20 protein-coding genes and 1 tRNA gene are annotated in these 24,130 nt (G+C 38.5%); 8 read left to right on the top strand and 13 right to left on the bottom strand.

Annotated features, from left to right (window positions below; translation table 11 throughout):
- Positions 1–31: 31 nt before the first annotated feature.
- The 6 genes from MKL33_RS01085 to efp all read right to left on the bottom strand — a co-directional run bounded on the left by MKL33_RS01085 (position 32) and on the right by efp (position 6,335).
- Positions 32–592: a TetR/AcrR family transcriptional regulator gene (locus tag MKL33_RS01085; RefSeq protein WP_270906308.1), complete on the bottom strand. Its 561-nt coding sequence runs from the start codon at positions 590–592 to the stop codon at positions 32–34.
- A 696-nt stretch (positions 593–1,288) separates the two neighbouring features.
- Positions 1,289–2,695 (bottom strand): molybdenum cofactor biosysnthesis protein MoeA, encoded by a 1,407-nt coding sequence (locus tag MKL33_RS01075; protein WP_270906307.1) that lies wholly within the window; start codon positions 2,693–2,695, stop codon positions 1,289–1,291.
- A gap of 260 nt (positions 2,696–2,955) precedes the next feature.
- A tRNA-Val gene (locus MKL33_RS01070) sits at positions 2,956–3,032 on the bottom strand.
- A gap of 167 nt (positions 3,033–3,199) precedes the next feature.
- Positions 3,200–3,505 carry a YbdD/YjiX family protein gene (locus MKL33_RS01065; RefSeq protein ID WP_000980869.1) on the bottom strand — a complete coding sequence of 102 codons (306 nt, stop codon included), beginning with the start codon at positions 3,503–3,505 and terminating at the stop codon, positions 3,200–3,202.
- Positions 3,505–5,601 carry a carbon starvation CstA family protein gene (locus MKL33_RS01060; RefSeq protein WP_270906306.1) on the bottom strand — a complete coding sequence of 699 codons (2,097 nt, stop codon included), beginning with the start codon at positions 5,599–5,601 and terminating at the stop codon, positions 3,505–3,507. The genes MKL33_RS01065 and MKL33_RS01060 overlap by 1 nt, the downstream gene beginning before the upstream one ends.
- 164 nt (positions 5,602–5,765) lie before the next feature.
- Positions 5,766–6,335: an elongation factor P gene (gene efp / locus MKL33_RS01055; protein ID WP_002118666.1), complete on the bottom strand. Its 570-nt coding sequence runs from the start codon at positions 6,333–6,335 to the stop codon at positions 5,766–5,768.
- Positions 6,336–6,408: 73 nt separating this feature from the next.
- On the opposite strand from efp, the gene epmB reads away from it, so the two are divergent.
- The 3 genes from epmB to MKL33_RS01040 are packed head-to-tail and all read left to right on the top strand — an operon-like array spanning position 6,409 to position 11,294.
- Entirely contained in the window at positions 6,409–7,425 is a 1,017-nt protein-coding gene (epmB, locus tag MKL33_RS01050; RefSeq protein WP_068557441.1) for an EF-P beta-lysylation protein EpmB, read from the top strand.
- 15 nt (positions 7,426–7,440) lie between these two features.
- A complete protein-coding gene (locus MKL33_RS01045) occupies positions 7,441–9,186 on the top strand; it encodes a hypothetical protein (RefSeq protein WP_005073306.1) in 1,746 nt (581 codons plus the stop codon).
- The gene (locus tag MKL33_RS01040) at positions 9,183–11,294 is read left to right on the top strand and encodes an EAL domain-containing protein (protein WP_270906305.1); all 2,112 of its coding nucleotides are present in this window, start codon (positions 9,183–9,185) and stop codon (positions 11,292–11,294) included. The genes MKL33_RS01045 and MKL33_RS01040 overlap by 4 nt, the downstream gene beginning before the upstream one ends.
- A gap of 62 nt (positions 11,295–11,356) precedes the next feature.
- Here the strand turns inward: MKL33_RS01040 and rpmE are convergent, their stop codons facing one another.
- The 4 genes from rpmE to MKL33_RS01020 form a co-directional block, all read right to left on the bottom strand.
- Positions 11,357–11,581, bottom strand: a complete 225-nt coding sequence (gene rpmE / locus MKL33_RS01035) for a 50S ribosomal protein L31 (protein ID WP_001200845.1) — start codon at positions 11,579–11,581, stop codon at positions 11,357–11,359.
- 197 nt (positions 11,582–11,778) lie between these two features.
- Complete coding sequence (locus tag MKL33_RS01030) at positions 11,779–12,750, bottom strand: bile acid:sodium symporter family protein (RefSeq protein ID WP_270906304.1); 972 nt, start codon at positions 12,748–12,750, stop codon at positions 11,779–11,781.
- 133 nt (positions 12,751–12,883) lie between these two features.
- Positions 12,884–13,285 (bottom strand): lactoylglutathione lyase, encoded by a 402-nt coding sequence (gene gloA, locus MKL33_RS01025; protein WP_005067992.1) that lies wholly within the window; start codon positions 13,283–13,285, stop codon positions 12,884–12,886.
- A gap of 2 nt (positions 13,286–13,287) precedes the next feature.
- Complete coding sequence (locus MKL33_RS01020; protein WP_270906303.1) at positions 13,288–15,471, bottom strand: AmpG family muropeptide MFS transporter; 2,184 nt, start codon at positions 15,469–15,471, stop codon at positions 13,288–13,290.
- 165 nt (positions 15,472–15,636) lie between these two features.
- Between MKL33_RS01020 and MKL33_RS01015 the strand changes: the two genes are divergently transcribed.
- Positions 15,637–18,255 (top strand): Lon protease family protein, encoded by a 2,619-nt coding sequence (locus tag MKL33_RS01015; protein WP_270906302.1) that lies wholly within the window; start codon positions 15,637–15,639, stop codon positions 18,253–18,255.
- Positions 18,256–18,306: 51 nt separating this feature from the next.
- Here the strand turns inward: MKL33_RS01015 and MKL33_RS01010 are convergent, their stop codons facing one another.
- The 3 genes from MKL33_RS01010 to surE all read right to left on the bottom strand — a co-directional run bounded on the left by MKL33_RS01010 (position 18,307) and on the right by surE (position 21,048).
- On the bottom strand, positions 18,307–19,236 hold the full coding sequence (locus MKL33_RS01010) for a LysR family transcriptional regulator (protein WP_119684729.1): 930 nt from the start codon (positions 19,234–19,236) through the stop codon (positions 18,307–18,309).
- A 102-nt stretch (positions 19,237–19,338) separates the two neighbouring features.
- Positions 19,339–20,166, bottom strand: a complete 828-nt coding sequence (locus tag MKL33_RS01005; protein ID WP_002119027.1) for a peptidoglycan DD-metalloendopeptidase family protein — start codon at positions 20,164–20,166, stop codon at positions 19,339–19,341.
- Between the two features lie 111 nt (positions 20,167–20,277).
- On the bottom strand, positions 20,278–21,048 hold the full coding sequence (gene surE / locus MKL33_RS01000) for a 5'/3'-nucleotidase SurE (protein ID WP_017387263.1): 771 nt from the start codon (positions 21,046–21,048) through the stop codon (positions 20,278–20,280).
- 101 nt (positions 21,049–21,149) lie between these two features.
- Here surE and MKL33_RS00995 point away from each other — a divergent pair, with 101 nt between their 5' ends.
- From MKL33_RS00995 to MKL33_RS00980, 4 genes are all read left to right on the top strand, one after another.
- Complete coding sequence (locus MKL33_RS00995) at positions 21,150–21,521, top strand: MCR_0457 family protein (RefSeq protein WP_262727748.1); 372 nt, start codon at positions 21,150–21,152, stop codon at positions 21,519–21,521.
- 154 nt (positions 21,522–21,675) lie between these two features.
- Entirely contained in the window at positions 21,676–22,098 is a 423-nt protein-coding gene (locus tag MKL33_RS00990; protein ID WP_002118406.1) for an MCR_0457 family protein, read from the top strand.
- 126 nt (positions 22,099–22,224) lie between these two features.
- Positions 22,225–23,373 carry a D-alanyl-D-alanine carboxypeptidase PBP5/6 gene (gene dacC, locus MKL33_RS00985; RefSeq protein ID WP_002118558.1) on the top strand — a complete coding sequence of 383 codons (1,149 nt, stop codon included), beginning with the start codon at positions 22,225–22,227 and terminating at the stop codon, positions 23,371–23,373.
- A gap of 90 nt (positions 23,374–23,463) precedes the next feature.
- Positions 23,464–24,015: a gamma carbonic anhydrase family protein gene (locus tag MKL33_RS00980; protein ID WP_086399818.1), complete on the top strand. Its 552-nt coding sequence runs from the start codon at positions 23,464–23,466 to the stop codon at positions 24,013–24,015.
- The last annotated feature ends 115 nt before the right edge of the window (positions 24,016–24,130 follow it).

The raw sequence follows: 24,130 nt of genomic DNA, 5'->3' as shown, positions 1-24,130 counted from the left end.
GATGCAGTTAAATTAAAAATATTGGTTTTCATTAGCCACAAACCAACCCCGCCAAAAAACAATCCAGCACTCTTTCCCGTTGGATTGTCGCATCCGAGCTTAAAAGCTGAATAATTGCACCTTCAATCATATATAAAAATAATTTGGCATCCTGAAAGGTTGCATCATTTCTGAATATTCTAAGCTGACTATAAATTTCATTGATGAGCCACGTTCTATACCTCACTGCGGTGATATAGGCTTTTGGATAGGTGAGTTTCGTTTCAAAAATTGCTTTAAATAATAAATAGTATGGCCCTTCTACATCGCTATGTAAGAAATAAAGTTTCTTAAGTTTATCCTTCCCGTTTGTACTTTGATCGTACTCAACAATTGAGACTACTTTTTCTTTTAAGCGTTCTTTTTGCACGATCAGACAGATTTCTATAAATCGCTCTTTAGAATGAAAGTAGTTATAAAAAGTTGCTTTTGGAGTGTGAGACTCTTTCACGATTCGGTCGATGCCCACTGTGTGAAATCCGTGATGGTGAAACAAATGAATCGATGTATTAATGATTTGGATCGCACGTGTTGAGAGAACTAAATTTGGCATATTTTTACCGTTATAAATTCTTGTTGTTTCTAAACGAGATAATTTTTTGGGAGAAAAAAAGGCATAGCAAAGCCATAAAGACTGTGCTTGGCACATCTCAAGTTTTATAGTTAATGCAAGTTTTTTGAGCCGTAATGACTTAAAGCCTGAAAACCCTAAGGTCATCAAGCTGCTTTAAATTTTTAAGTTGTGTCGTTATAGCTTTTGGCAAAGGCTGCCAAGAAATTATAAATATGCAAAGCCAACTCCTTTTTATTGGGAGTTCTGCCAAACATTTATAGAATTATGGTGGCAGAACGGAAGAAGGTTGACAGACTAGTATTATCTCAAACTAGCACACCCGAGGGTGTCCCTCTCCCGTCCTACCGCTACGGGAAAGGGACGAGTAGCTACCACACAAGACTATTCCTCAGAAGAAATAACTCTGATGCGGGAGATAATATTCAGCCTGTCAAAGCCGGCTGGCAATGTGGCCAGCAGGCAAAGGATAGTGCTCTGCCCTTTAGCAGTCAAGCACACAAAATGACATTTGCTTTAAATTAGATCATTAAAAAGTAAGGATAAATAATGGATAAGTGATTGTTAAAGTGGGGTTTATAAAGGTGGGGGTTTTGGCAGCTATAACTTTATAGGTTGTAACCTTTTAACAAGTTTAAAGGTTACACCGCTCAATTAAATTATAAATAGAAATTAGACTTAACCTATTTTCATAAAATATAAATCAGTGCCTTTTGCAATTGTCTGCTCTTGAAAAGGTACTATCACAATACAATTCGCTTTAATAAATGGCTCTATCTGATATGACTGTTGTTGCTCAATAATTTCTAATACATATTCCCCATTTTCTTGAGGCTTATAGTGCCCCCATAACAACTTTCTATTTGTCACATCAGGAACAATCTCTATGTCAGTTTTACCTTTAAAGTAAGCATGATCAAAAAAGTCTGAGATGTGCTTATTCAAAATATATTTCACAAAAGCATGCATTAGAATCGCAATATCTTGGATGTCACCCGGTAAATTAATAATAGTCGCTTTGTCTTCTGTAACGACTACACGCATACCTTTATGATTACCGCTTTCATCATATATCTGCACAGTCTCACGACTAGGTGGAGTCCTATCTTGTCCTTTAAGAATTTTAATTTCATTAGCTGGCATACAACGTGTATTCAAGGCTGATGACATGCTGCTTTGATCAAAGATTGGAAGTTTTTCAAGCTGGAATAAAGAAGAACGATTATTTTGATATGTGCAGCAAATAATGACATCAAAGTTTGAAGTTTGTTCTTCAAAGAATTTTATATAATCGTCCCTGCTCGTCGTTAATGAGTCATCTAAAGCTGGGTCATTATCTTTTTTAAGATTATTAAATGCAGCATCAAAACGTTCAGGTTTGAGTGATTTGATTTCTACCTGTTCGTAGCCCCATGTTTTCAAGACATCTTTAACATACAGACTTTCCTCACTCATTTCTTCTTTATCAAAGGAATGCATACTTACAATGAGGATTCTGGGATTTTTATATATAGATAATTCTTTGATTCCTGCTCGTCTTAAAACAATTAATTTTTCAGGAGTCAGTTTCTCATCTTTTTTTAGAATTACATCGCCTTGTTTAAATATACTGCCTTTGGGGATAACACCATGCATGGCAGGAATAGAACCAGTAATCTTTTTAGCATCCGTATCAGAAAGATCTAATCTTTCATCTTGTTCAGCAATCACTGAATCTAAAGACTCTAGTAATTTTGTATAGGCAGGAATTTCTAACAAACTTGGAGTTTTTAGATCTAATTTATACGGATTAATAGATCTATAAAGCTGTTGTCCCCAATAGTACCAATGAGTAATTAATAAAGGGCTATCTTTACTTGCAAATTGAGTTGTTTCTGAGTTAAGAGCCCAACCCGCATATTCAGATAAATTATGCAGAGGATAATCCTGTAAAGCATATACATCACTTGCGTTAACTTGATTTATTGCTTTATCCAGCTCTACAGTTTCTTTTAAATCACCTTTAGGCAAATTTATATTGATATGATAAAAAATGTCCGTTAAATGATTTGGTAAGTTATCTGGTATTGGAAGTTTTTTTTGCATAAATATAGATCCTAGAGGTACCTCAAATAGAAGGCACTTCGCTAGTTTTAATTATTAATAAAGAATTTATCGTTATCTAAAACATTCGGTATTAAATAAAGCTCCAAACTGCTTCAGCCTTTTAAGAAATGAAATTTCTCTTTTAGGCGAGTATAGAAACTGAAATTAATTTAGAAGACCAATAAAAAAAGCCCTAAACTATTATAATTAGGGCTTTTTAAGTCATGTAAAACTATTCGAGTTTATATGACTTTAAATCTTGGTAGGTATATCCAGACTCGAACTGGAGACCTCTACGATGTCAACGTAGCGCTCTAACCAACTGAGCTATACACCTAGAATGGAAAGCATAATATTCATTTTTCAAAAGCAAAACAAGTGATTTGCCATCGAAAAAAATACAAATGAGCAGACTTTAAGCAAACTCTTTTTCATTTTCCAAAAAAGAAAAACGGTACATGGTTTAACCACATACCGTTTCTTTAGCTGACTATTAATCTCAACTTAACAAGGGCATTTCTTTAAATTACCACCTGCCGATGGATATCTCGAATCAACACAATGACGGTAGAAAGTCGTCGCATCCATTGGAGTTAAATCAGGATGATGAGCCTTCATATGCTCCAGATAAGTTTGATAGTCTGGAACCCCAACCATGAGTCGAAAGCTTTGCTGCAAACGCTGCCACAAGGTTGCAATGCGCGACCAGTTCTTTGGAGAAAGTAATAGCTCTTTTTGCGAGAGCACTGTCATTTTGATGATTTTCGCAATAATGACAGTTCCATTTTTTGCAAATTTAAAATTCATCATTACTCTCCTCGTGGGGTGACCACTTTCGGATCAGCATATACAGCTGGTGCTTCATGAGCAGTTGCTGTCGGGCTTGCTAACGCACGGCGCACAATACCAATTGCAGCAATCACCATCACAATTGCAACGATCATGAAGAAGCCACAAAGCGCAGCGTTGATTTGATTTGACATCACAATCGTCTGCATTTCTTCAAGTGTCTTTGCTGGTTTAAGAATTTCACCACGCGCAATCGCATCTGAAAATCTATTCGCTTGCGCTAAGAAACCAATCTTTGGATTTTCGTGGAAAATCTTTTGCCAGCCCGCAGTCATACAGGTAATGAACAAGAAAATTGTTGGGAAAATCGTTACCCATACATATTTTTCTTTTTTCATTTTAAACAGAATAACTGTACCCAAAATGAGTGCCATTGAAGCCAACATCTGGTTACCCACACCAAATAAAGGCCAGAGTGAATTGACACCACCTAACGGATCAATCACACCTTGATAGACGAAGAAGCCCCATCCACCTACCGCAACAGCAGTACCCAGCAAATTACCAAAGAATGAGCTTGAAGATTTAACCGCAGGAATAACAATACCCACAGTGTCTTGCACCATAAAGCGACAAGCACGAGTACCCGCATCGACAGCAGTTAAAATGAATAATGCTTCAAATAAAATAGCAAAGTGGTACCAGAATGCCATCATTTGGCGGCTGTTAAAAATTTCAGAAATGATATGTGCCATACCAATCGCAAAGGTAGGCGCACCACCTGTACGTGAAAGAATCGAGCTTTCACCTACTTCTTGAGCCAACACTGTTAGCATTTCAGGCGTAACGACAAAGCCTAAATTACGCACAGCTTCTGCCGCAGATTCTACAGTTGTACCGAGTACAGCCGCAGGCGCATTAATTGCAAAGTACACACCCGGGTCTAAGACAGTTGCACAGATCATCGCCATAATACCGACGAAAGATTCCATGAGCATGCCGCCGTAGCCAATCACACGAATGTCAGCTTCGTTATCAACAAGTTTTGGTGTTGTACCACTTGATACAAGCGCATGGAAACCAGAAATGGCACCACAGGCAATAGTAATAAATAGGAATGGAAATAAACTACCAGAGAATACTGGACCAGTACCGTCAATAAAATGAGTCACTGCCGGCATTTTCAATTCAGGTAATGCAATCACAATACCAACGGCCAAGCCGAGAATGACACCAATTTTAAGGAAGGTTGATAGATAATCACGTGGTGCTAACAATAACCAGACTGGTAAAACTGATGCGATAAATCCATAAATGATTAAGCACCATGTCAGCTGTGTTCCTGTTAAAGTGAAAAATTCACCCCAGTAAGGATCTGCTGCAACCTGTCCACCATAAACAATGGCAAGCATCATTAAAACGAAGCCGATAATAGAAACTTCGGCAATACGTCCCGGGCGAATAAAACGCATGTAAACGCCCATAAACAATGCAATTGGAATCGTCGCTGCAATACTGAAAACACCCCAAGGACTATGTGCAAGTGCTTTCACCACAACTAATGCCAGTACCGCAAGGATAATAATCATTACCCCAAGCGCACCAAGCATGACCACAATACCGGCAAAAGAACCGAGTTCTTGTTTTGCCATTTCACCAAGTGAGCGACCGTCTCGACGTGTTGAAATAAATAAAACTAAAAAGTCTTGTACCGCACCCGCCAGAACCACACCGACCAATAACCAGATCGTTCCTGGTAAAAAGCCCATTTGTGCAGCCAAAATTGGTCCGACTAATGGCCCCGCTCCTGCAATTGCAGCAAAGTGGTGACCGAAAAGCACATATTTATTGGTGGGAACATAATCCAGACCATCGGCTAAACGATGTGCTGGGGTTAAACGTCTTGGGTTTAATTCAAATACTTTAGTTGCAATAAATAGACTATAAAATCGATATGCGATGCTATATACACATGCTGCAGCAAGTACAAGCCAAACCGCATTGACATGTTCACCACGACTGAGTGCCAGCATCCCAAAAGAAATTGCACCTATTATTGCCACTAGGCTCCAGACCAGCTTGGAGGGAAGCGTAGATTTCGCTTGCATTGTGTCCATTCTTAACCTCTCAATAAATAACTACAGCATTTTTATATTGTTATGTACTGTTTCTCTTAATCCCTGTGACTCTACTCCTCCTTTTTCTTTTTTCCTCTTATACTTTCGCATAAAAAAAGGGATGATTTACATCATCCCTTCGATAATAGTGTATTTTTTAACTATTATGCACGCTCTAAATAATCGCCAGTACGAGTATCTACACGAACGCTTTCTTCTTGCTGAACAAATAACGGAACACGAACAACCGCACCTGTTTCAAGCTTAGCTGGTTTACCGCCGCCGCCAGATGTATCACCACGTACGCCCGGATCAGTTTCAACAATTTTCAATACAACAAAGTTCGGTGGGCTTACTGTTAAAGGTACGCCGTTGAACAACATAATTGTACATTTTTCATTTGAATCGTCTTTTAACCATTTAGCAGCATCGCCCATTGCAATTTTGTCTGCCGCGATTTGCTCAAAAGATACAGGATCCATGAAGTTCCACATTTCACCATCGTTGTATAGGTATTCCATTTCAACTTCAACGATGTCAGCTGCTTCTAAAGAGTCACCTGATTTGAAAGTTTTTTCTAATACTTTACCGGTTTTAAGGTTACGTAATTTTACACGGTTGAACGCTTGACCTTTACCTGGTTTTACATATTCGTTTTCCATGATTGAACATGGGTTACCATCAAGCATAACCTTAAGGCCTGCTTTGAAATCATTTGTAGAATAATAGGCCATGAAAGGCACACTCCAAACTTAACAAGTCAACTATGCGATATAATGCGTTGTTGCATTATCTTAATCGTGTCAAATGATAAACTATTTATACCAAGAGCAAAACTGGCAATCTCAACTGAGTGACCTTATTACTGATCCTTCGGAATTGCTAAGCCTACTCGAGTTATCCTCAGAACAGCTATTATCGGGTGCGATTCTGGCTTCTGAAAAGTTTAAATTGCGTGTTCCTCGTGCGTTCGTCGGAAAAATGAACGCTAAAAACCCGCTTGACCCGCTTTTGCTACAAGTATTACCTCATCATTTAGAACTCGAAGAACATCCTGAATTCGTTACTGACCCATTAGGCGAAGAAGCAGCAAATCAATTACCAGGTGTATTACATAAATATAAATCGCGTTTTTTATTAACCTTGACTGGTGCTTGTGCCGTTCATTGCCGTTATTGCTTCCGTCGTCATTTCCCCTATCAAGAAAATTTGCCAAAAAATGAAGATTGGCTAAATATTAAAAACTATATTGAAGCAAATCCAAACATTAACGAGATCATTTTGAGTGGTGGTGACCCGCTTACGCTTTCTAACCGTAAATTAGCACTTTGGTTAGAACGCCTATCATCTCTCAAACAAATCCAGATTCTGAGAATTCACTCACGAGTCCCAATTGTTATTCCAAACCGGATCGACGAAGAGCTGATTTCTTTATTAAAAAACAGTAGGCTGCGTATAGTTCTGGTGGTACACTCAAACCATGCTTCTGAACTCGATGACTTTACTTGTTCAAAATTGTTGCAGTTATCTGACCATCACATTACTGTACTAAATCAGGCAGTATTGCTTAAGGGTGTCAATGACTCTGCACAGACGTTAATTGATTTAAGTTATCGTTTATTTGAAGCTCGCGTTATGCCTTATTACTTACATGTTTTAGATAAAGTAAAAGGTGCACAACATTTTGATTTAGAATCATCCGAGATAGATGATATCTATCGTGACGTGTTAGCGAACCTACCGGGGTATTTGGTTCCTAAACTCGTCAGGGAAATTGCGGGCGAAAAGAATAAAACACCGCTTTTTGGGGCTACAACTTTTTGAGTTATATAATAAGTGATGATGAATAATGCGCTGTCGGACATTTTTCACAATCAAACCGAACTCTCTCGTGAACGGTTAAGCTTTTGTGAAGCCAATATTAAAGATCTTAATGAATGGGTCACTACCCTTTCTATTATGCAACTCGGTGATACGTCAAAAGCATTATTCACAGCTATTTTAGAGCTCAATGAATTAAAATGTAGTGAAACCTTACGTTTCGACCTTATACAAACGCTTCATCCGACTATTAACAATGTACTCGCCAGCCTAGAGAAAAACTTCTTTAACCAAGGCGTGATTAGTACAGATCGTAATGAGCACATTATTGAATTAGCAATGTTGCTCCGCTGCTATTTCGCCAGTATTTATTTAAATATTGCGCAAAATAGTCATGAGCAACTCCAGCATCAAAAGTTTTCAATCTTTGCCTATAAACAAAAAAAGAATCTGCAAACGGCGCGTACTTTATCGACGTTTCATGCGCTACAACAATTAACGAGTCTCCTTTATCAGCAGCACATGCTTTATAGCGAGCCTCTTAAAGGTCAATGGTTAATAGCGCATCAGCTCTATGAAACCGCAGTTCAGCACAAATACCATCTCATCAATATCAATCATATTCAGGGCATACAGCACCCTTTAGCGAATATTACACAAGCTTATGCTCAGTTGATTTTGCTGGATATTTTAAATACGAACCAGATTCGTCAGTCAGAAATTCAGGCATTATTTCAATGTAGTTTTGACTGGGCAAGAATGATTCATATTTTGCCAAAAGATACCGCTTTAACGAAATATGTGGTCGATCCAAATAAAGATCATCCACCTGTTTATAATACAAAGCGTAGCTCTAACTTTAACCCAAGCATCTTCATCGGTACGCAAGCTTTACTTGAGCATGTCACTGCAACCATGCATAAAAATGCTCAATATATTTCTAAGAATGAAAAGTTTTATTTAAGCCCAGCTTTAAAATTTCATGTTCAAACGATTTTAGGAACCACGGCTCAACGTCGTCATGAACGTTATGAGTACAATGCAGAGCTCCAAATTTGTTTTGGTTTAAGCACTGCCCATTTCTATCTATCAAAAGCAAAAAACTTTGAAGAAACGCTACAGCTTAACCATAACTATAACTTACAAAGCGAGTCTAAAGTTTTATCCAACTTAGAGAAAAAAGAACAACAAACCAGCTCTTATCAACGCTTAAGTCGTGAAAGTAAAACCATTTATCAAACCACCGTTCTCGATATTAGTGTTAATGGATATCGTATTAAATGGTCTGGCGAAGCACCAAAGAACTTAAGAACTGGTGAATACATTTTAGTTAAAGAAACTTTGCATGGACAATGGCGTGGCGGTGTAATTCGCTGGATTAAACAATCGACAGAAAAATCCCTAGAGTTAGGTTTAGAGATTTTGTCGCAAGCCATGTTCCCTTGTTCAGTGCATATTCAAGCTGAGCGCCATACTCGCAATTATCATCCCGCACTATTACTACAAACACAAAATCTAGAAGAAATACAAAATACGCTTATTTTACCGGGCTCTCAAATTTTTAGAGAGCAACAAACAATTCATTTACGATTGGGGACAGAAGAAATCAAAGTGTATCTACTCAAAGCACAACTCATTACGCAAAGTTTTATTCAATTTCATTTCGAGCTTTTGAATGAGCAGCAACAAGGTCTGCTTGATCAGTTCATGATGAAAAAGGGTAATAACTCTAGCACTCAAGATTTATGGGAAGCACTAAAGTGAGAAACTCTTTATTATCTAAAAAGTTAAAACGTACTGAAACACGTTTACTCATTATTGATGACAACCAGCTACGTTATAACCAGATTTTAAATTTATTATTGGGGAATGATTATCAAGTTCAGGCATTATTACTTGATGATTTAAAAAGTTTTGAAAAACAGTTAAATACGCCGTGGGATGCTATTATTTTTGGTCGTGCTTATGACCTAAAAATTGAACAAACTCTCTCCCTCATTCAAGCATCTGAACAGCCAAATTTACCTGTTTTATTATTACAACCTGACGATTATCAACCTCAGCAATATCAGGCTTATATTCAAAAAGGCATTTATGATGTAGTTCCATTAGAACCATTAGATTATTTTTATATCACTCTTCTTCGGACCTTGTCTTATAGCCACTTATTACAAACCGAACAACGCCTGACCAATGAGTTAGAAACGATTCACTCCCATACACAAACATTGGTCAACAATAGCCATAAAGCAGTTGCCCTTTTTCAAGAAGGGATGCATGTTAAGGCAAATACAGAATACCTCAACCTTTTTGGGTTTAAACAAGAAGACGAGATTATTGGTCTACCGATTTTAGATGTTTTACAACCTGATGATTTAAATGTTTTTAAACAAAGATTTAAGAAAATTTCATTAGGCCAATTTGATCAGGCCCGTTTTGAAATCCAGAGTCAACATGCAGCAATCGCAGGTAACAATGCTCTAAAACTAGAGTTTATTCCTAGTCAGGAAGAAGATGCCGTACAGTTAACCATTGACTACCAACTGGATTTAAAAACACCTGCAAATACACTTTTTTCAGAAAAGAATTATGGTGTGCAAGCACCTTGGCAACAAATTAATCGACAACTATCGACCTACCCTGCTCAAGCCAACACATTAATTTTATTTAAATTAAATCAGTGCCCAGAGCGAGTATTTCAACAAGATTGGCAAACTCCTGCCCAATATTTTAATCAGCTGCACAGTTTCTTAAAAGAACACGCGCAAATGCCGATTTTTAATATTGAACTTGGTGCATATGTTGGCATTTTACAAGCTGAAAACAGCACAGTCCTTAACTCCCAACTGACTAGTCTGCAAAGTTTGCAAAAAGAGCATTTATTAAAGATTAATGAGCTTAATTACTCGATCCAATTTAAGCTGAGCTATGCCCCAATTACTGAACCTTTAAATGAAGATAGCTTTTCAAGCTTACTTGCTCAAACAAGTCAGCAAGAGTTACCTAAGGCGCAGGCAGAAATTGAGTTGGCACCAACCATCGATATTATCGCTCCCGAACCTGTTAAATCTTCTATATCGCTTGATCTAAGCCTTGAGCAAGTCGATGCTCCTTTGCAATCTTCGTTATTGCAGCAATTAAAGCAGCAGTTAGCTCGAAGTGAAATTCATTTAAAATATCAGCAGATCTACGATAAACACGATCAAGAAACCCATAACTATGAGGTGACTAGCGGTTTTATCAGCGATGAACAATGGTATGACATAAATGACTTGGCTGAATTAAGAGAAGACAGTGAGCTTTCTATTCAATTAGATCGCTGGATTTTGGTTGAGGCATGTAAGCAACTACATAACTTTATTACTCAGTACCCTAAAGCCAAACTGATTATTAACCTGAATATTGATATCTTGCTCAAAGATAAATCCTTCCCTGAGCTGATTTCAAAACTACTCACCATTATTGGCAGTAAGCTTGAAAGCCCACTGGTTTTACAATTTTCAGAACAGGCAATTCAGCCTCATCTTGCAATTGCCCAGCAACACATAGCTCGCCTGCGTCAACACGGCGCAGAAATTTCGATTCGGGATTTCAGCTCCTCTATGTATAGCGAATCAATATTGCAACAACTAGACGTTCAATATTTAAAACTGCAATCGAAGAAAACTGACCTATTAAACTCAGATGATGGTCTAACACGCTTACAAGAAAAGGTTTTGAACTATTTGACTGTAAAACCTGTAGGGATTTTACTGAGTGATCTAGATGATATGAACTTATTTGCTAATGCATGGAATGTGGAAACGCGTTTCTTGCAAGGTCGCTATTTCCAGAAAAAACTTGATCGATTAACAGACGTACAAGACCAATAATGGTCTTGTACTGAAAAACAAAAAACGGGCATAAAGCCCGTTTTTTGTTTCGTGTTGCAGTATTAACGCTTGATAGAGCGAGACATACCAGCAAAACGTTGTTTGAATTTGTCGATACGACCACCAGTGTCTACATTCTTTTGCTTACCAGTGTAGAATGGGTGGCAAGCTGAACATACGTCAAGGTAGATAGTTTCTTTACCTAAAGCAGAACGAGTTTCGATTACGTTACCGCAAGAACAAGTTGCAACTAATTTTTCATATTTTGGGTGAATATCGGCGCGCATCGTCGATTACTCCTAATTGGAAGAAAGGCTTAAGCTGTCATCGCAATTGATCACTCTCAACTTAAGTTGAGGACAGGCTCAAAATGAGCAGATCAACACCACAACAGACCATTCTTTTGGCCCACCGAAACCTCTAGGGTTAGAGCTAAGCACAACAAGTGGGCAACATTATACGTCAAATAATTTTCTTTTGCGAATTAATCTTTCGATTTAGCCCAGTAATTTGCAATTACGCCACACACCATTAATTGGATTTGGTGAAAGATCATAATAGGCAAAACGATCATGCCTAATGGTTGGCCAATAAATAAGATTTGCGCCATCGGAACACCACTTGCCAAGGTCTTTTTAGAGCTACAAAAGAAAACCGTGACTTGATCTGCTCGGTTAAAACCTAAAGCACGCGGTAGGTAAAGTGCTAATAGCATAATAATTGTTAAAAGTACTGAACACGCAATTGTTAGAATGAGTAAAGTTTTCCAACTTACTTGATGCCAAAGTCCTGCAACTACTGCTCCACTAAATGCGCCATACACCACCATCAAAATCGAGCCTTGATCGAATGCTTTAACAATACTCGGAACTTTTGCCATATAAGGGAAAATATAAGGACGTAATAATTGACCTAAAATAAATGGCACTAACAATAATAATGTAATTTGTATAATTGAAGTCGTCGGGTCAAATCCATGTTGGCTTTGGCCTAAAATGAAAAAGCTCACCAATACTGGTGTAATAAACATACCAATCAAGTTTGAAAAAGATGCACTGCAGACCGCTCCCGCCACGTTCCCTTTTGCAACCGACGTAAATGCAATAGAGGATTGAACTGTAGAGGGTAAAAAGCACATAAATAAAAAACCCCAGTACAGCTGTTGACCTAACAGAGGTAATAAAATTGGCTTAGCCAACAGACCAATTACAGGGAAAATAAAGAAAGTAAATGCAAAGACAAGTACATGCATTTTCCAATGCAAAATACCTTCAATCACAGCCTCACGTGATAGTTTCGCACCATGCAAAAAGAATAAGATTGCAATCGCGACTGTGGTCAGTGTATTGAAATATTGAGCTGCTTGACCACTGACTGGAAAAAATGTTGCTAGTAGTACCATTCCAACTAACAAAACTGTAAATCGATCAAGCGCCAATAACTTCAGCATAGCCATATCCTATGATTATTCTAGATAAATAAAAAACCCAGTTGATAAATTGACCATTTGGTCAAGCGTTCATCATACTGGGCTAAAAAAATAAAGCTAGGCTTTTAAGAACTAATTCTTAAAGCATCACAGTCAATTTTTAGTTATTTGTCGCATTAGCATCTTGTTGAATCAATTCGACTTTATAGCCGTCTGGATCTTCAACAAATGCGATAACAGTAACACCACCTTTCATTGGCCCCGCTTCACGCACAACTTTGCCACCACGTGCTTTAATTTCTTCACACGCTTTGTAGGCATCATCAACACCAATGGCAATGTGGCCATAGGCATTGCCTAAATCATAACTTGATGTATCCCAGTTATGGGTAAGCTCAAGCACGGTATTGGTTTCTTCATCGCCATAGCCAACAAATGCTAGTGTAAAGCGCCCTTCTTCATAATCACGCTTACGAAGTAACTTCATCCCTAATACTTCGGTATAGAACTTTAAAGATTGTTCTAAATTGCCTACTCGCAACATTGTATGAAGCATTCGCATGTTTATTCACCTGCCTTTTCTGATTCATGTGTTTGATGATCTCTTAGCAATTTTCCCACCCAAACCACTAAGATCAAGATTGGAATACCAATAAGAGTTGTCATCAAAAAGAACTTTGGGTATCCAATATTACTGACTATGGTACCTGAATATCCACCCAAAAGTTTTGGAGTAAGTGTCATGAGTGAACTAAAGATTGCATATTGAACAGCTGTAAATGAGACACTCGTTAAACTTGAAAGGAATGCAATAAATGCCGCGCCAGCCAAACCAGAAGCTAAATTATCGACAATAATGGCAAAATAAAGCCATAAAGAACTATATGGTTTAATGACCTTACCGCTGACTTCCACTGGTTGACCAGAAAGCGGATCAATATAAGCTACTGGTTCAATATTCACATCAAGTTCACTTGCCGCTTTTTGATTTGAACTAACAGCATATGGATGAGATGCAGAAAGTATTTTTTGTTCGCCATCCATTACAGCTACGTTAAGCTCTTTACTTGTCGATGCCACTAGTTTTTTTGCATCAATGGCTGCACTAAAAACACCTTTTTGATCAGTCATTTTTGCATCAAAATTTTGCCCATCAAGGCTAATGATAATTTTTTGCGTAGGAGTTAATGCTTGTCCAAAGTATTGCCCTCGAACCACAACACTTCCCTCACCATCTTTGAGTGAGACCTGATCATTGCCCATAACAGGTAAAATTTGTAGAGGCGATTTAGCTAACTCAGTTGTAAGTAATGGCTGAGTACGTGTAACAGGCGCTACATCATTTGAAGCATAAGCAGCTTTTACTTCAATTTGTTTTGTTCCACTAAAAGCAGAACTTGGTACTTCTAACTTCCATAACCCGACTTCATCTGGCTTGACTTGATAGCTATGTTCACCAACTTTTACGTCTACCATATCTAATGGCTGACCAGATTTTACTAGTCCAATAAAAATTAAATTGGTAGAGCTAGCCAAAACTGCACCGACAAACATCAGTTTCATAATGTTGATGCGCTGTGCTAAAAGACCACCTAAGAAACCGCCGACTAAACTAAATAGTACCCCATAGATTTTAACTGCTTCTGCAATTTGCTCTTTACTGAAGTTAAGATCTTGGTAGAACACATTAGAAATAACACCAGCAATAATGTCTGAAATACGGAAGAAACCAATAAGTAGCAACAACACTAATGCGAGTTTGACACCATAGCGTTTAAAGAAATCTAGAATTGGTGCAATCCATGTCTCTTTCGCCATTTGCTGGTTAACCACACCAATTTTAACGAGTAGATAACCTACAAAAATCGCAGCAGCAGTTGCAGTTAAAAATCTTAAAGCCTCTAAACCAAATAACGCAGCACTGTCTTTAATATTGCCAGCTTGTGAAATGGCCTCGGTAACATGCCCCGAATAAATATAAGTGACTACGAATGAAATAACGGCAATAAAAAATACGAGAACCAAACGGTAGTAATCACTACTCTTATAATTTTTATAAACTCGATTTACAACAGGCTCACGCACAAGTAGGGTCGTGACAATACCCACTAACATAAAGCCTGCCATGGTTAAATAAGTCGTTTTCCAAGCTTCATAAATGTAATTACCTTTAGCAGTTCCCAAGTGGGCAGCTAGAAATAATGCACCCGCTCCAGCCACAATCATGCCAATTCGGTAACCAGCATTATAGGTAGAGGCCAATACCGTTTGCATTTCTGTTTCTGCTAATTCAATACGGTAAGCATCAATCACAATATCTTGGGTTGCTGCCGAGAAGCCAAGTAATACAGCACCTACCGCCATTTGAATAAGATAACTTTGACCTAGAGAAGGATCAGAGAAAGCCATAATACAAATAGCAAGAACGATCAAACACTGTGCAATTAACAACCAAGCTCGTCTTCGGCCTAACGTTTTAGTTAAGACAGGCACAGGTAACTCATCAATAAGAGGAGCCCAAACGAACTTAAAAGAGTAACCTAGGGCAGCCCAACTAAAAAAAGTGACTGCACTTTTATCAATGCCCGCTTCCCCAAGCCATAAAGAGAGACTAGAGAAAATTAATAAAATCGGAATTCCGGCAGAAAAACCTAGAAACAGCATAATTAATGCACGGCGATCTAAAAATGCTTTAAAAGCCGAGACCCAACCTGAAGCTTGTGTGGTCATTCGTTTTTTATTTTCCATAAATTATAAATGTGCCTATTCAAACCCTTCTTACAATTCCTTTCAAGATTCTTTATGCAATCAATTTTGTTTTGGCGATAAAAACGGCAAGTTTGCTTGATATTTTATGCTAAACCTGTATACCTTTAAGCTTCAACCTTCGTTTTCTTTTGCTGGATATCAACAGTGACACAAAAACTTGATCAAGTGACCATCTCAACTTTATCACTCGCTAAAACAAACACCACAAACGTCACAATAAATGCATTTCCTTCAGCTTTTGAGCAACCTGATATAAAAATGACTTTGGATAAAACAGCCTTAAAACCCGAACAACTTACACATATTCCAGATTTTGAAAAAATTCCAGCTTCTACAAAACGTATAAAACCGCTTAATAACTTTTTAGGGCAAGACCGTGCCAAAGCATCGGTAGAAGCAGGTATTTCTTTACCCTACTCTGGCTATAACATTTTTGCAGTAGGAACAGCAGGCTTGGGTAAACGCACCATGATTAAGCGTTTACTCCAACAACATGCGAAAACAATGCCTACTCCAGATGACTGGGTATATGTCTATAATTTTAAGCAGGCACGCCAACCACTTGCTCTACGCTTCCCTGCTGGACAAGGGACAAAGTTTCAACATGCCCTTCATCAAACTTGGCAAATTATTTTAAAACAGCTTGAACGCCGTTTTAGTGCCGAGACCTATCATAACCGTATTGAGCGTATCCGTGAGGAAACTGGAGATGAGCAGCAACAAGCGCTTGTCGAGTTAACCAAAGAAGGTGAAGAGCTCGACTTAAAACTCATCTCTCGCAATGAAAAGCATGGCTTTGTACCTGTACAAGTAAAAGATGATCAGGTGCAAGAACTGACTCAAACAGAAATTGATGCTCTAAATACTAAGCAACGTGCTGAAATTGCAGCGAATGTTCGCTACATGGATAAAAAGCTCGAGCGTCTTGGTTTGCATTTAGGTGATTTAGAAGATGACGCACGTGACAAAGTCTCTGTGTTGAATCGAGACATCGCGACTCAAGTGGTTAAGCCACGCATGGATTTGATTTTAAATAAATATGGTCAAGTCAAAGGCCTTGAAGATTATTTAAAACAATATGCTCAAGATGTAATTGATAATGTTGAACTCATTTTAGAGCAAGAAGAAGATGACTTTGCTCCGGCAATGTTCAATCGTGTGCCTGCACGTTATCAGGCCAATGTAATTGTCTCAAACAAACCAAACAGTGGTGCACCGGTTATTTTTGAAGATTTCCCAACGCACTACAACTTGCTTGGTCATGTTGAACAACTTACTCACAACGGCACAATTACCACAGATTTCACGCTCATTCGTCCAGGTGCCCTACATCAAGCGAATGGCGGCTTTTTAATGCTTGAGGCCGAGCAATTACTCGAACAGCCTTATGCATGGCAAGGTTTAAAGCGTGCCTTAAAATCAGGCCAGCTCAAGCTTTCTTCTCTTGAACATATGCTGACGTTAACAGGCTCTATCTCGATAGAACCTGCTGCTGTTCCGCTTGATATTAAAGTGGTTCTTATGGCAGAACCTGAAATTTATTATGAAATTTTAGAAGTAGAACCAGAGCTTGGTAGTGTCTTTAAAATTCGTGCAGATTTTACTGATACTCTGCAACGTAATGACGAAAATGAACAAGCCTACATGCAGCTAATTGCTGATTATGTACAAGCGGATAAATTACTTCCGTTTGACCGCAGTGCTTTAGCAGCTTTACTTACCGATTCAAGTCGTCAGGCAGAAGACCAAAGCTCACTGTCGTTACATGCTTCAACTTTGGGCGACCTCATTCGCGAAGCACATCACCATGCTTTTAAAGCCAATGAAAAGCTTGTAACTGACCAGCACATTAACTTGGCACTACAACACAGACAGTATCGCTTAGGCTATTTAAGAGAGCTTTACTGGCAAGATCTGTCACGTGGAACTCAGTTAATCGAGACTTCTGGTCATCGTTTAGGTCAAATCAATGCCCTCTCTGTTATTCACTATGCAGATGTTGAGTTTGGTTTACCTTCACGTTTGACTGCATCAGTCTATCAAGGTGGCGGCGATATTCTTGATATTGAACGTAGTGTAGAACTTGGTGGTTCACTGCATGCCAAAGGCGTATTGCTCATGTCTAGCTTCTTGAAAGCTCACTTTGGTCGTGAACAGATTTTACATTTCTCTGCTGCTCTAGCCTTTGAACAAAGTTATGGACAAGTAGACGGCGACAGTGCAACAGTTGCCGAGCTTTCTGCATTAATTTCTGCAATTAGCCAAATACCAATTGATCAATCTTGGGCAATTACGGGTTCTATGAACCAGTTAGGCCAAGTTCAACCAATTGGTGGTGTAAATGCAAAAATTGAAGGCTTCTATGATGCATGTAAATTACAAGGCTTAACTGGCAAACAAGGTGTCATTATTCCACGTCAAAACATGCAGCATTTGATGTTACGCCAAGATGTAATTGATGCGGTACAAAGTGGTCAATTCCATATTCATGCGATTGATACGATTGATCAAGCGCTTGAGATTTTAATGGCCCGTCCTGTCGGTACACTCGACAAAAAAGGTAAGTACAGTAAACACTCTATTTATGCTGCTGTAATGGAGCAACTCGAATATTGGCAAGCCATTGAAGATGGCGCAGAAATTGAAGAGGAGCCAAAGAAGAAAAAGAAAAATAAGAAAAAAATTAAGAAGCTTGAAGAGCTTACGGCGGAAGGTCTACCACAAGAAAGTGTAGAAGAAGTCGCAACCTTAAAACAGAAATAATAAAAAAGGGTCTGTCAAATACAGGCCCTTTTTACTTTTAGAGGGGCAAAATTAGCGAACGATTTGGATCGCTCGTCCTCCTGCTAACTGACTAAAATATTGTTTTAGTGCTTCAACACAGCGCTGAATTTTCATTGGCTGTTGGTCATGCTTGGCAACTTCTGCATACAAAGTAAAAGTTGGTAATTTCCAATCTGGCATGAGTTCAATCAAAGAACCATTTTTTAACTCTTTTTGAGCATCTAAATATAAAATTCTTGCAATACCATGTCCTTGCTGACATAACGCTTTTGCAACTTGTAAATTATTGCTCTGCAAACGGCTTTGCATTTCAACATTAAGTGTTTCACCCGTTTTTACATGTTGAAAATGGAAATGGTGCGCGTCATTCATGACATTAATTGATAATAACTCATGTTCTCTTAAATCATTAGGATGCACAATTGGACTAGATTGATTCAGATAACTTGGAGAAGCTACTAAAATCTGATCGACAAAAGCCATCGGAATGACAGAGCTACTTTCTTCTACCGGCGTAGAACTCATGCGCACTGCAATATCAATTCGCTCTTCAATTAAGTCGATATAACGATGCCCAACTTCAAAATGCACAGATAAACCGCGATGAGCTGACATCCAGTGAGATAACGCAGGAATGAGGTGCTGAACTGCTAAATCAGGAGTAGTTGCGATACGCAAATCCCCAATTAAGTCATCCCTCAACTCATTAATTCTGATTTTCCCCCTTTCAGCAGCCGCCAACATTTCTTGACAGCTTGAAAAAAAAGCCTGTCCGGCTTCTGTCAAACTGAGTTTACGTGTGGAGCGATGTAATAGAATTACATCCATTTCATGCTCAAGGGATCGAATCTGCTGGCTCACCGCACTTGTTGTAATTCCTAATTCACGTGCCGCACCACTAAATGAACTTTTTTCAACCACACAAGCAAAAACACCCATCGCACGAAGCTGATCTAACATAGGTTTCCTCAAATCTAATTCTAAATTTATAAAAAAATGCTTATTGTTGTAATGAAAGCAACCAATTATATTATACGAGGAAACCTAAGTTTTATGCATTAGCTATTTTGGTAAAAGATTTATAGGATTAATTGGTTTTCCATCCAAACGGATCTGGAACTCAAGCATGACCTGAGAAGCCCCAGTAGAGCCCATCTCGGCAATTTTTTGTCCAGCAGTTACATTATCACCGCTTTTCACCAACATCTTGCTATTGTGGGCATAGGCACTGATATAGCCGTCAATATGCTTAATTAAAACCAGATTGCCGTATTCTTTTAAACCATCAGCTGCGTAGACAACTTGACCATCTGCTGCGGCATAAATAGGGTCACCCTGATTTCCACCATAACGGATTCCTTTGACATTATTTGCCAAATTAAACCCTTGAATCACTGGCCCATTATTCGGTTTTATCCAGCGTAAACTAGAATTTGGTGCAACCGAAGTCACTGTCGTATTCGTTGACGGCGCGGTCGTTGTAGGCTGAGTTACTGGTGTAACAGGTTGTGTGGTTGGTAGAGCAATGGTTTGACGTTTGATTTGCTCAGGTTGTGCCATGACTTGCGTAGATACTGTTCTTGGTGAAGAACCTTTCTTCAAACGCAAAGACTGATTAACATAAATACGATATGGCGGAGCAATATCATTCATTTCGGCAATACTGATATAGTCGAGGCCATAACGCATTGCGATACCACTTAAAGTATCACCTGAACGAACTGTGTAATAGTTAGGAGCCATTGCATAGCGAGAACTATTATTAATTTGTGGTTTAGAAGCACACCCTGCCATAGCAACGGTAAAACCTACAGCCACAGACAACAACATAATTTTCATTATTTTGTCTTTTTGGATATGCACTCTGCTTTGTTGCCCAATTAAATGCATTGATCTCCCTCACTAAATGCTACAAATCATTTCGGCTAAGAGTACCAAAAAAGTAAGAGGAAACACGTTCCTCTTTTTCTTTATTCACAAAGTTATAACATTCGAGGCAAATTATTGACTCAAACTGATCTGTAAATCTTCTAAAACAGCGTAATTTGTTGCATCCATTTGAATAGGAGTAACACTTACATAACCGTTTGCAACGGCAAAGAAATCAGATTGAATCTGGCTAGAAACACGTTGCGGATCTGTAACCGCCTCACCTGCTAGACCAATCCAGTAAACTTGACGGCCTCGTGGATCGACATGACTGGTAATAGGCTTAGATTGAGCACGACGCCCTTGATACGTAATCTGAGCCCCTTTTAACTGCGGCACGTCAGGAATATTGATATTAAAGATATGTCGCGGAGGCAAAGCTGGTAATCCGCTTGCAATAAAATCATGTACCCATTTAGCAGCCTGAGCATAATCTTCTTTATCGTTATAAGCACGTACATCAGGACCCGCTAAAGACACGGCAATTGCAGGTTGTTTCATTAAACGACCTTCAAATGCAGCCCCTACTGTTCCCGAATATAAAACATCATCACCTAAGTTCGCACCACTATTGATTCCGCTCACGACCAAGTCAAACTCAAAATCAAACAAACCATTCATGGATAAATAAACACAATCTGCTGGTGTACCATTCACTGCCCAGACATCTTCGGCAATTTGAATGGGACGTAATGGTCGATCCAATGTTAATGCACTTGAGAAACCACTTCTTTCACTTTCTGGTGCAACCACAACCACGCGTCCAAGTGGTCTTAATGCTTCAGCTAAAGCCTGTATACCTGGCGCAAAAACACCGTCATCATTCGCTATCAAAATATTCACTAAAATCTTTCTCTACAAATAAACCTAAAGGTTTTCACAATTGAATTATTTGTTGAATTATATATATTTATGCCTCCATAGCATTATAAAATTGTGAAAAAATGAAAACTTTCGCTCCTTTTTTTCAGGTATTGGGGATCAGTATCACATTGTGTACGCAAGTGGTTTTTGCAGATGAGGATATCTCAACACAAGAGGCTAATAGCTTAATTAAAGATGACATTGCCGCAACGCAAGTTTTGCAGGAAATCTGCCCAGCTTTCGTCGGACCAAATAAAAAACTTGAGTCAAACGCGCAAAAGATTATTGCGATGTATTTAAGTGGTTATTCAAATAAATCAATGACCTTAGCGACTCTACAAAACGATGCTGAATTTAAAACTTTATTAAATGAAGCACGTCTTGCGGCAAAACAAATGGATCATCATGAGCAACATGAGCTCTGTGAAGAGATCGTTAATTATAAAGAATAGATCTTACTCTTTTGTGATATAGAGACTTATTCATTTTGGGTTTTCTGTTTGCCATTAAGCAGAAAACCAACATAACAATACATTTTTTCCATTTTTTTAAATTCTAAATTGGTTAAGCTAACGGCATATTTAGAAATTTTATTTTGGGTTATCGATGTTTATGAAGAAAAGCTTAGTTCAATCGCTCTCTTTGGTTTTACTTATGAGCATGGCAACAGCTGGTTTTGCTGCTGATAAGAAGAAAACAACTGAAAAGAAAACCGAAAATGAAAATGTTGTTGAAGTCACTCCACAACAAGGCACGACTCCTGAAGAATTAGCTGCAATTCAAGTGCTTTCTGAAATTTGTCCAAGTTTGATTGGTAAAAAAGACGCTGATTTTGCTCAAGGCTATGAACGTTTAGTTAAAGACTACCTACCAAATGAAACTGATGCTGTTTCTGCATTAGAAAAACGTAGTAAAGACAAAGCTTTCAAGAAATACTTAAAAGAAGCACGTAGCGATGCGAAAGCTGCCGGTGATGAACAAAACACATTAGTTTGCCAAGACGTGAAAGCATATCAATCGCAAAACTAAATTAGTAAAAAACTCTTGAGTTACAATACTGTTTGAAAAAGCCGACTTCTCCCGTAGAAGTCGGCTTTGCTTTATCCTAAAATGCTAGGCTCTTCTGCTTCATACAAGATATTGGAATTACCTAGAATGACTCGAAAAAGCGCTATTGCTGCACTACTCCTCTTACCAAGTTTTTCTTATGCAGCAACTGTCTTATCAGCTCCGCCAGAATTAAATAATAAGTCTTATGTATTAATGGATTATGAGACAGGCCAAATTCTCGCTTCTAAAAATGAAAACGAAAAGCTTGCACCTGCGTCTATGACAAAAATGATGACCAGTTACATCATTGAACAAAAATTATTAAAAGGTGAACTGACTGAAAATGAGCAGGTTCGTATGAACGAGTCTGCATGGTGTAAAGGAAGTAGCTCTGAATCATGTATGTATGTTCCTTTAAACGGTACAGCGACAGTTCTAGAAATGCTCCGCGGTATTATTATCCAGTCAGGTAATGATGCATCAAAAGCAATGGCTGAACATATTGCAGGAAATGAAGGCACGTTTGCTCATATGATGAATCAGGAAGCAAAACGTATCGGCATGGTAAACACCCAGTTTATTAACTCGACTGGTATGCCAGCTGAAGGCCACTATTCAACTGCAAAAGATATGGCTGTGTTAGCACAACATATTATTAAAGACAGTTCAAAATACTACCCAATTTACTCTGAAAAAGAATTTACTTTTAATGGTATTAAACAAGGTAACCGTAATGCCTTGCTTTACACCGACCCAAGTGTAGATGGTTTAAAAACAGGTCATACAGATGAAGCTGGTTACTGCTTAACTACTTCAAGTAAACGCGGTCCAATGCGTTTAATTTCAGTGATTTTTGGTACTCCAAGCATGTCTGAACGTGCCGATCAAACGCGTACCTTACTGGCATGGGGCTTTGCAAACTTTGAAACTGCAAATGTTCAACCAGCCAATCAAGTTCTTGCAAAAGCAAAAGTTTGGTTTGGCAAAGAAGATGAAGTTCAAGTTGGTTTAGCTGAAAACTTTAGTGTGACTATGCCTAAAGGTAAAGCTGATGGCATTAAAACTCAGTTAGTGGTTCAACCTAACTTAAATGCACCACTTCAAAAAGGTCAAGTTGTCGGTAAACTTGTTGCTAGCCTAGACGGCAAAGTAATTGCTGAAAAGCCGTTAGTTGCATTAAAGCCAGTTGAAGAAGCAGGTTTCTTTGCTCGTTTAATCGATCATATCAAACAATTCTTCAGCAACTTATTCTAATTTTTGAATAGTTGAATTAAGCACTCATGCTATTTAGCCTGAGTGCTTTTTTATTTTATAATTCGACTAAATTTTATTTTGATACTTCTTATGGCAAACAACATTCGTCCTTATCTTGAACACCACCCTCAAGTAGATACAACCTGTTATATCGATGAAATGGCTGTTGTGGTTGGTGACGTTAGCTTAGCTGAAAATGTTTCTGTCTGGCCTTTTGCAGTCATCCGTGGTGACGTAAATAGTATTCAAATTGGCAAAAACAGTAACGTACAAGACCATTGTATGTTGCATGTAAGCCATAAAAATGATGCCAAACCGAATGGCTCACCTCTGATTATTGGTGAAGATGTAACGGTTGGACACCATGTGACTTTGCATGGCTGTACCATTGGCAACCGTGTTTTAGTCGGAATCAACACCGTTATTCTAGATGACGTAATTATTGAAGATGATGTGATGATTGGTGCAGGAAGTTTAGTTCCACCTCGCAAAGTCTTAAAAAGCGGTTATCTCTATGTAGGAAGCCCTGTACAACAAGTGCGACCACTCACTGAAAAAGAACTGGCGTTCCTTCCTTATTCAGCAAGACATTATGTAAAAGTGCAAAATAATCATAAAGCTGCACAAGCAAATCAGGATTAATTATCTATCTTGATTATGAGTAATAAAAATTCTGCTTTTTAAACGATATGGTTTTGTCGTATTGCTCATATCGTTTAGCAGATCACCGTAGCCAAAAACCCCTAAATTTCGTATT

Source organism: Acinetobacter sp. AOR43_HL (assembly GCF_027854635.1).
Classification (GTDB): domain Bacteria; phylum Pseudomonadota; class Gammaproteobacteria; order Pseudomonadales; family Moraxellaceae; genus Acinetobacter; species Acinetobacter pittii.
This window is presented reverse-complemented; position numbering and strand designations above follow the sequence as displayed.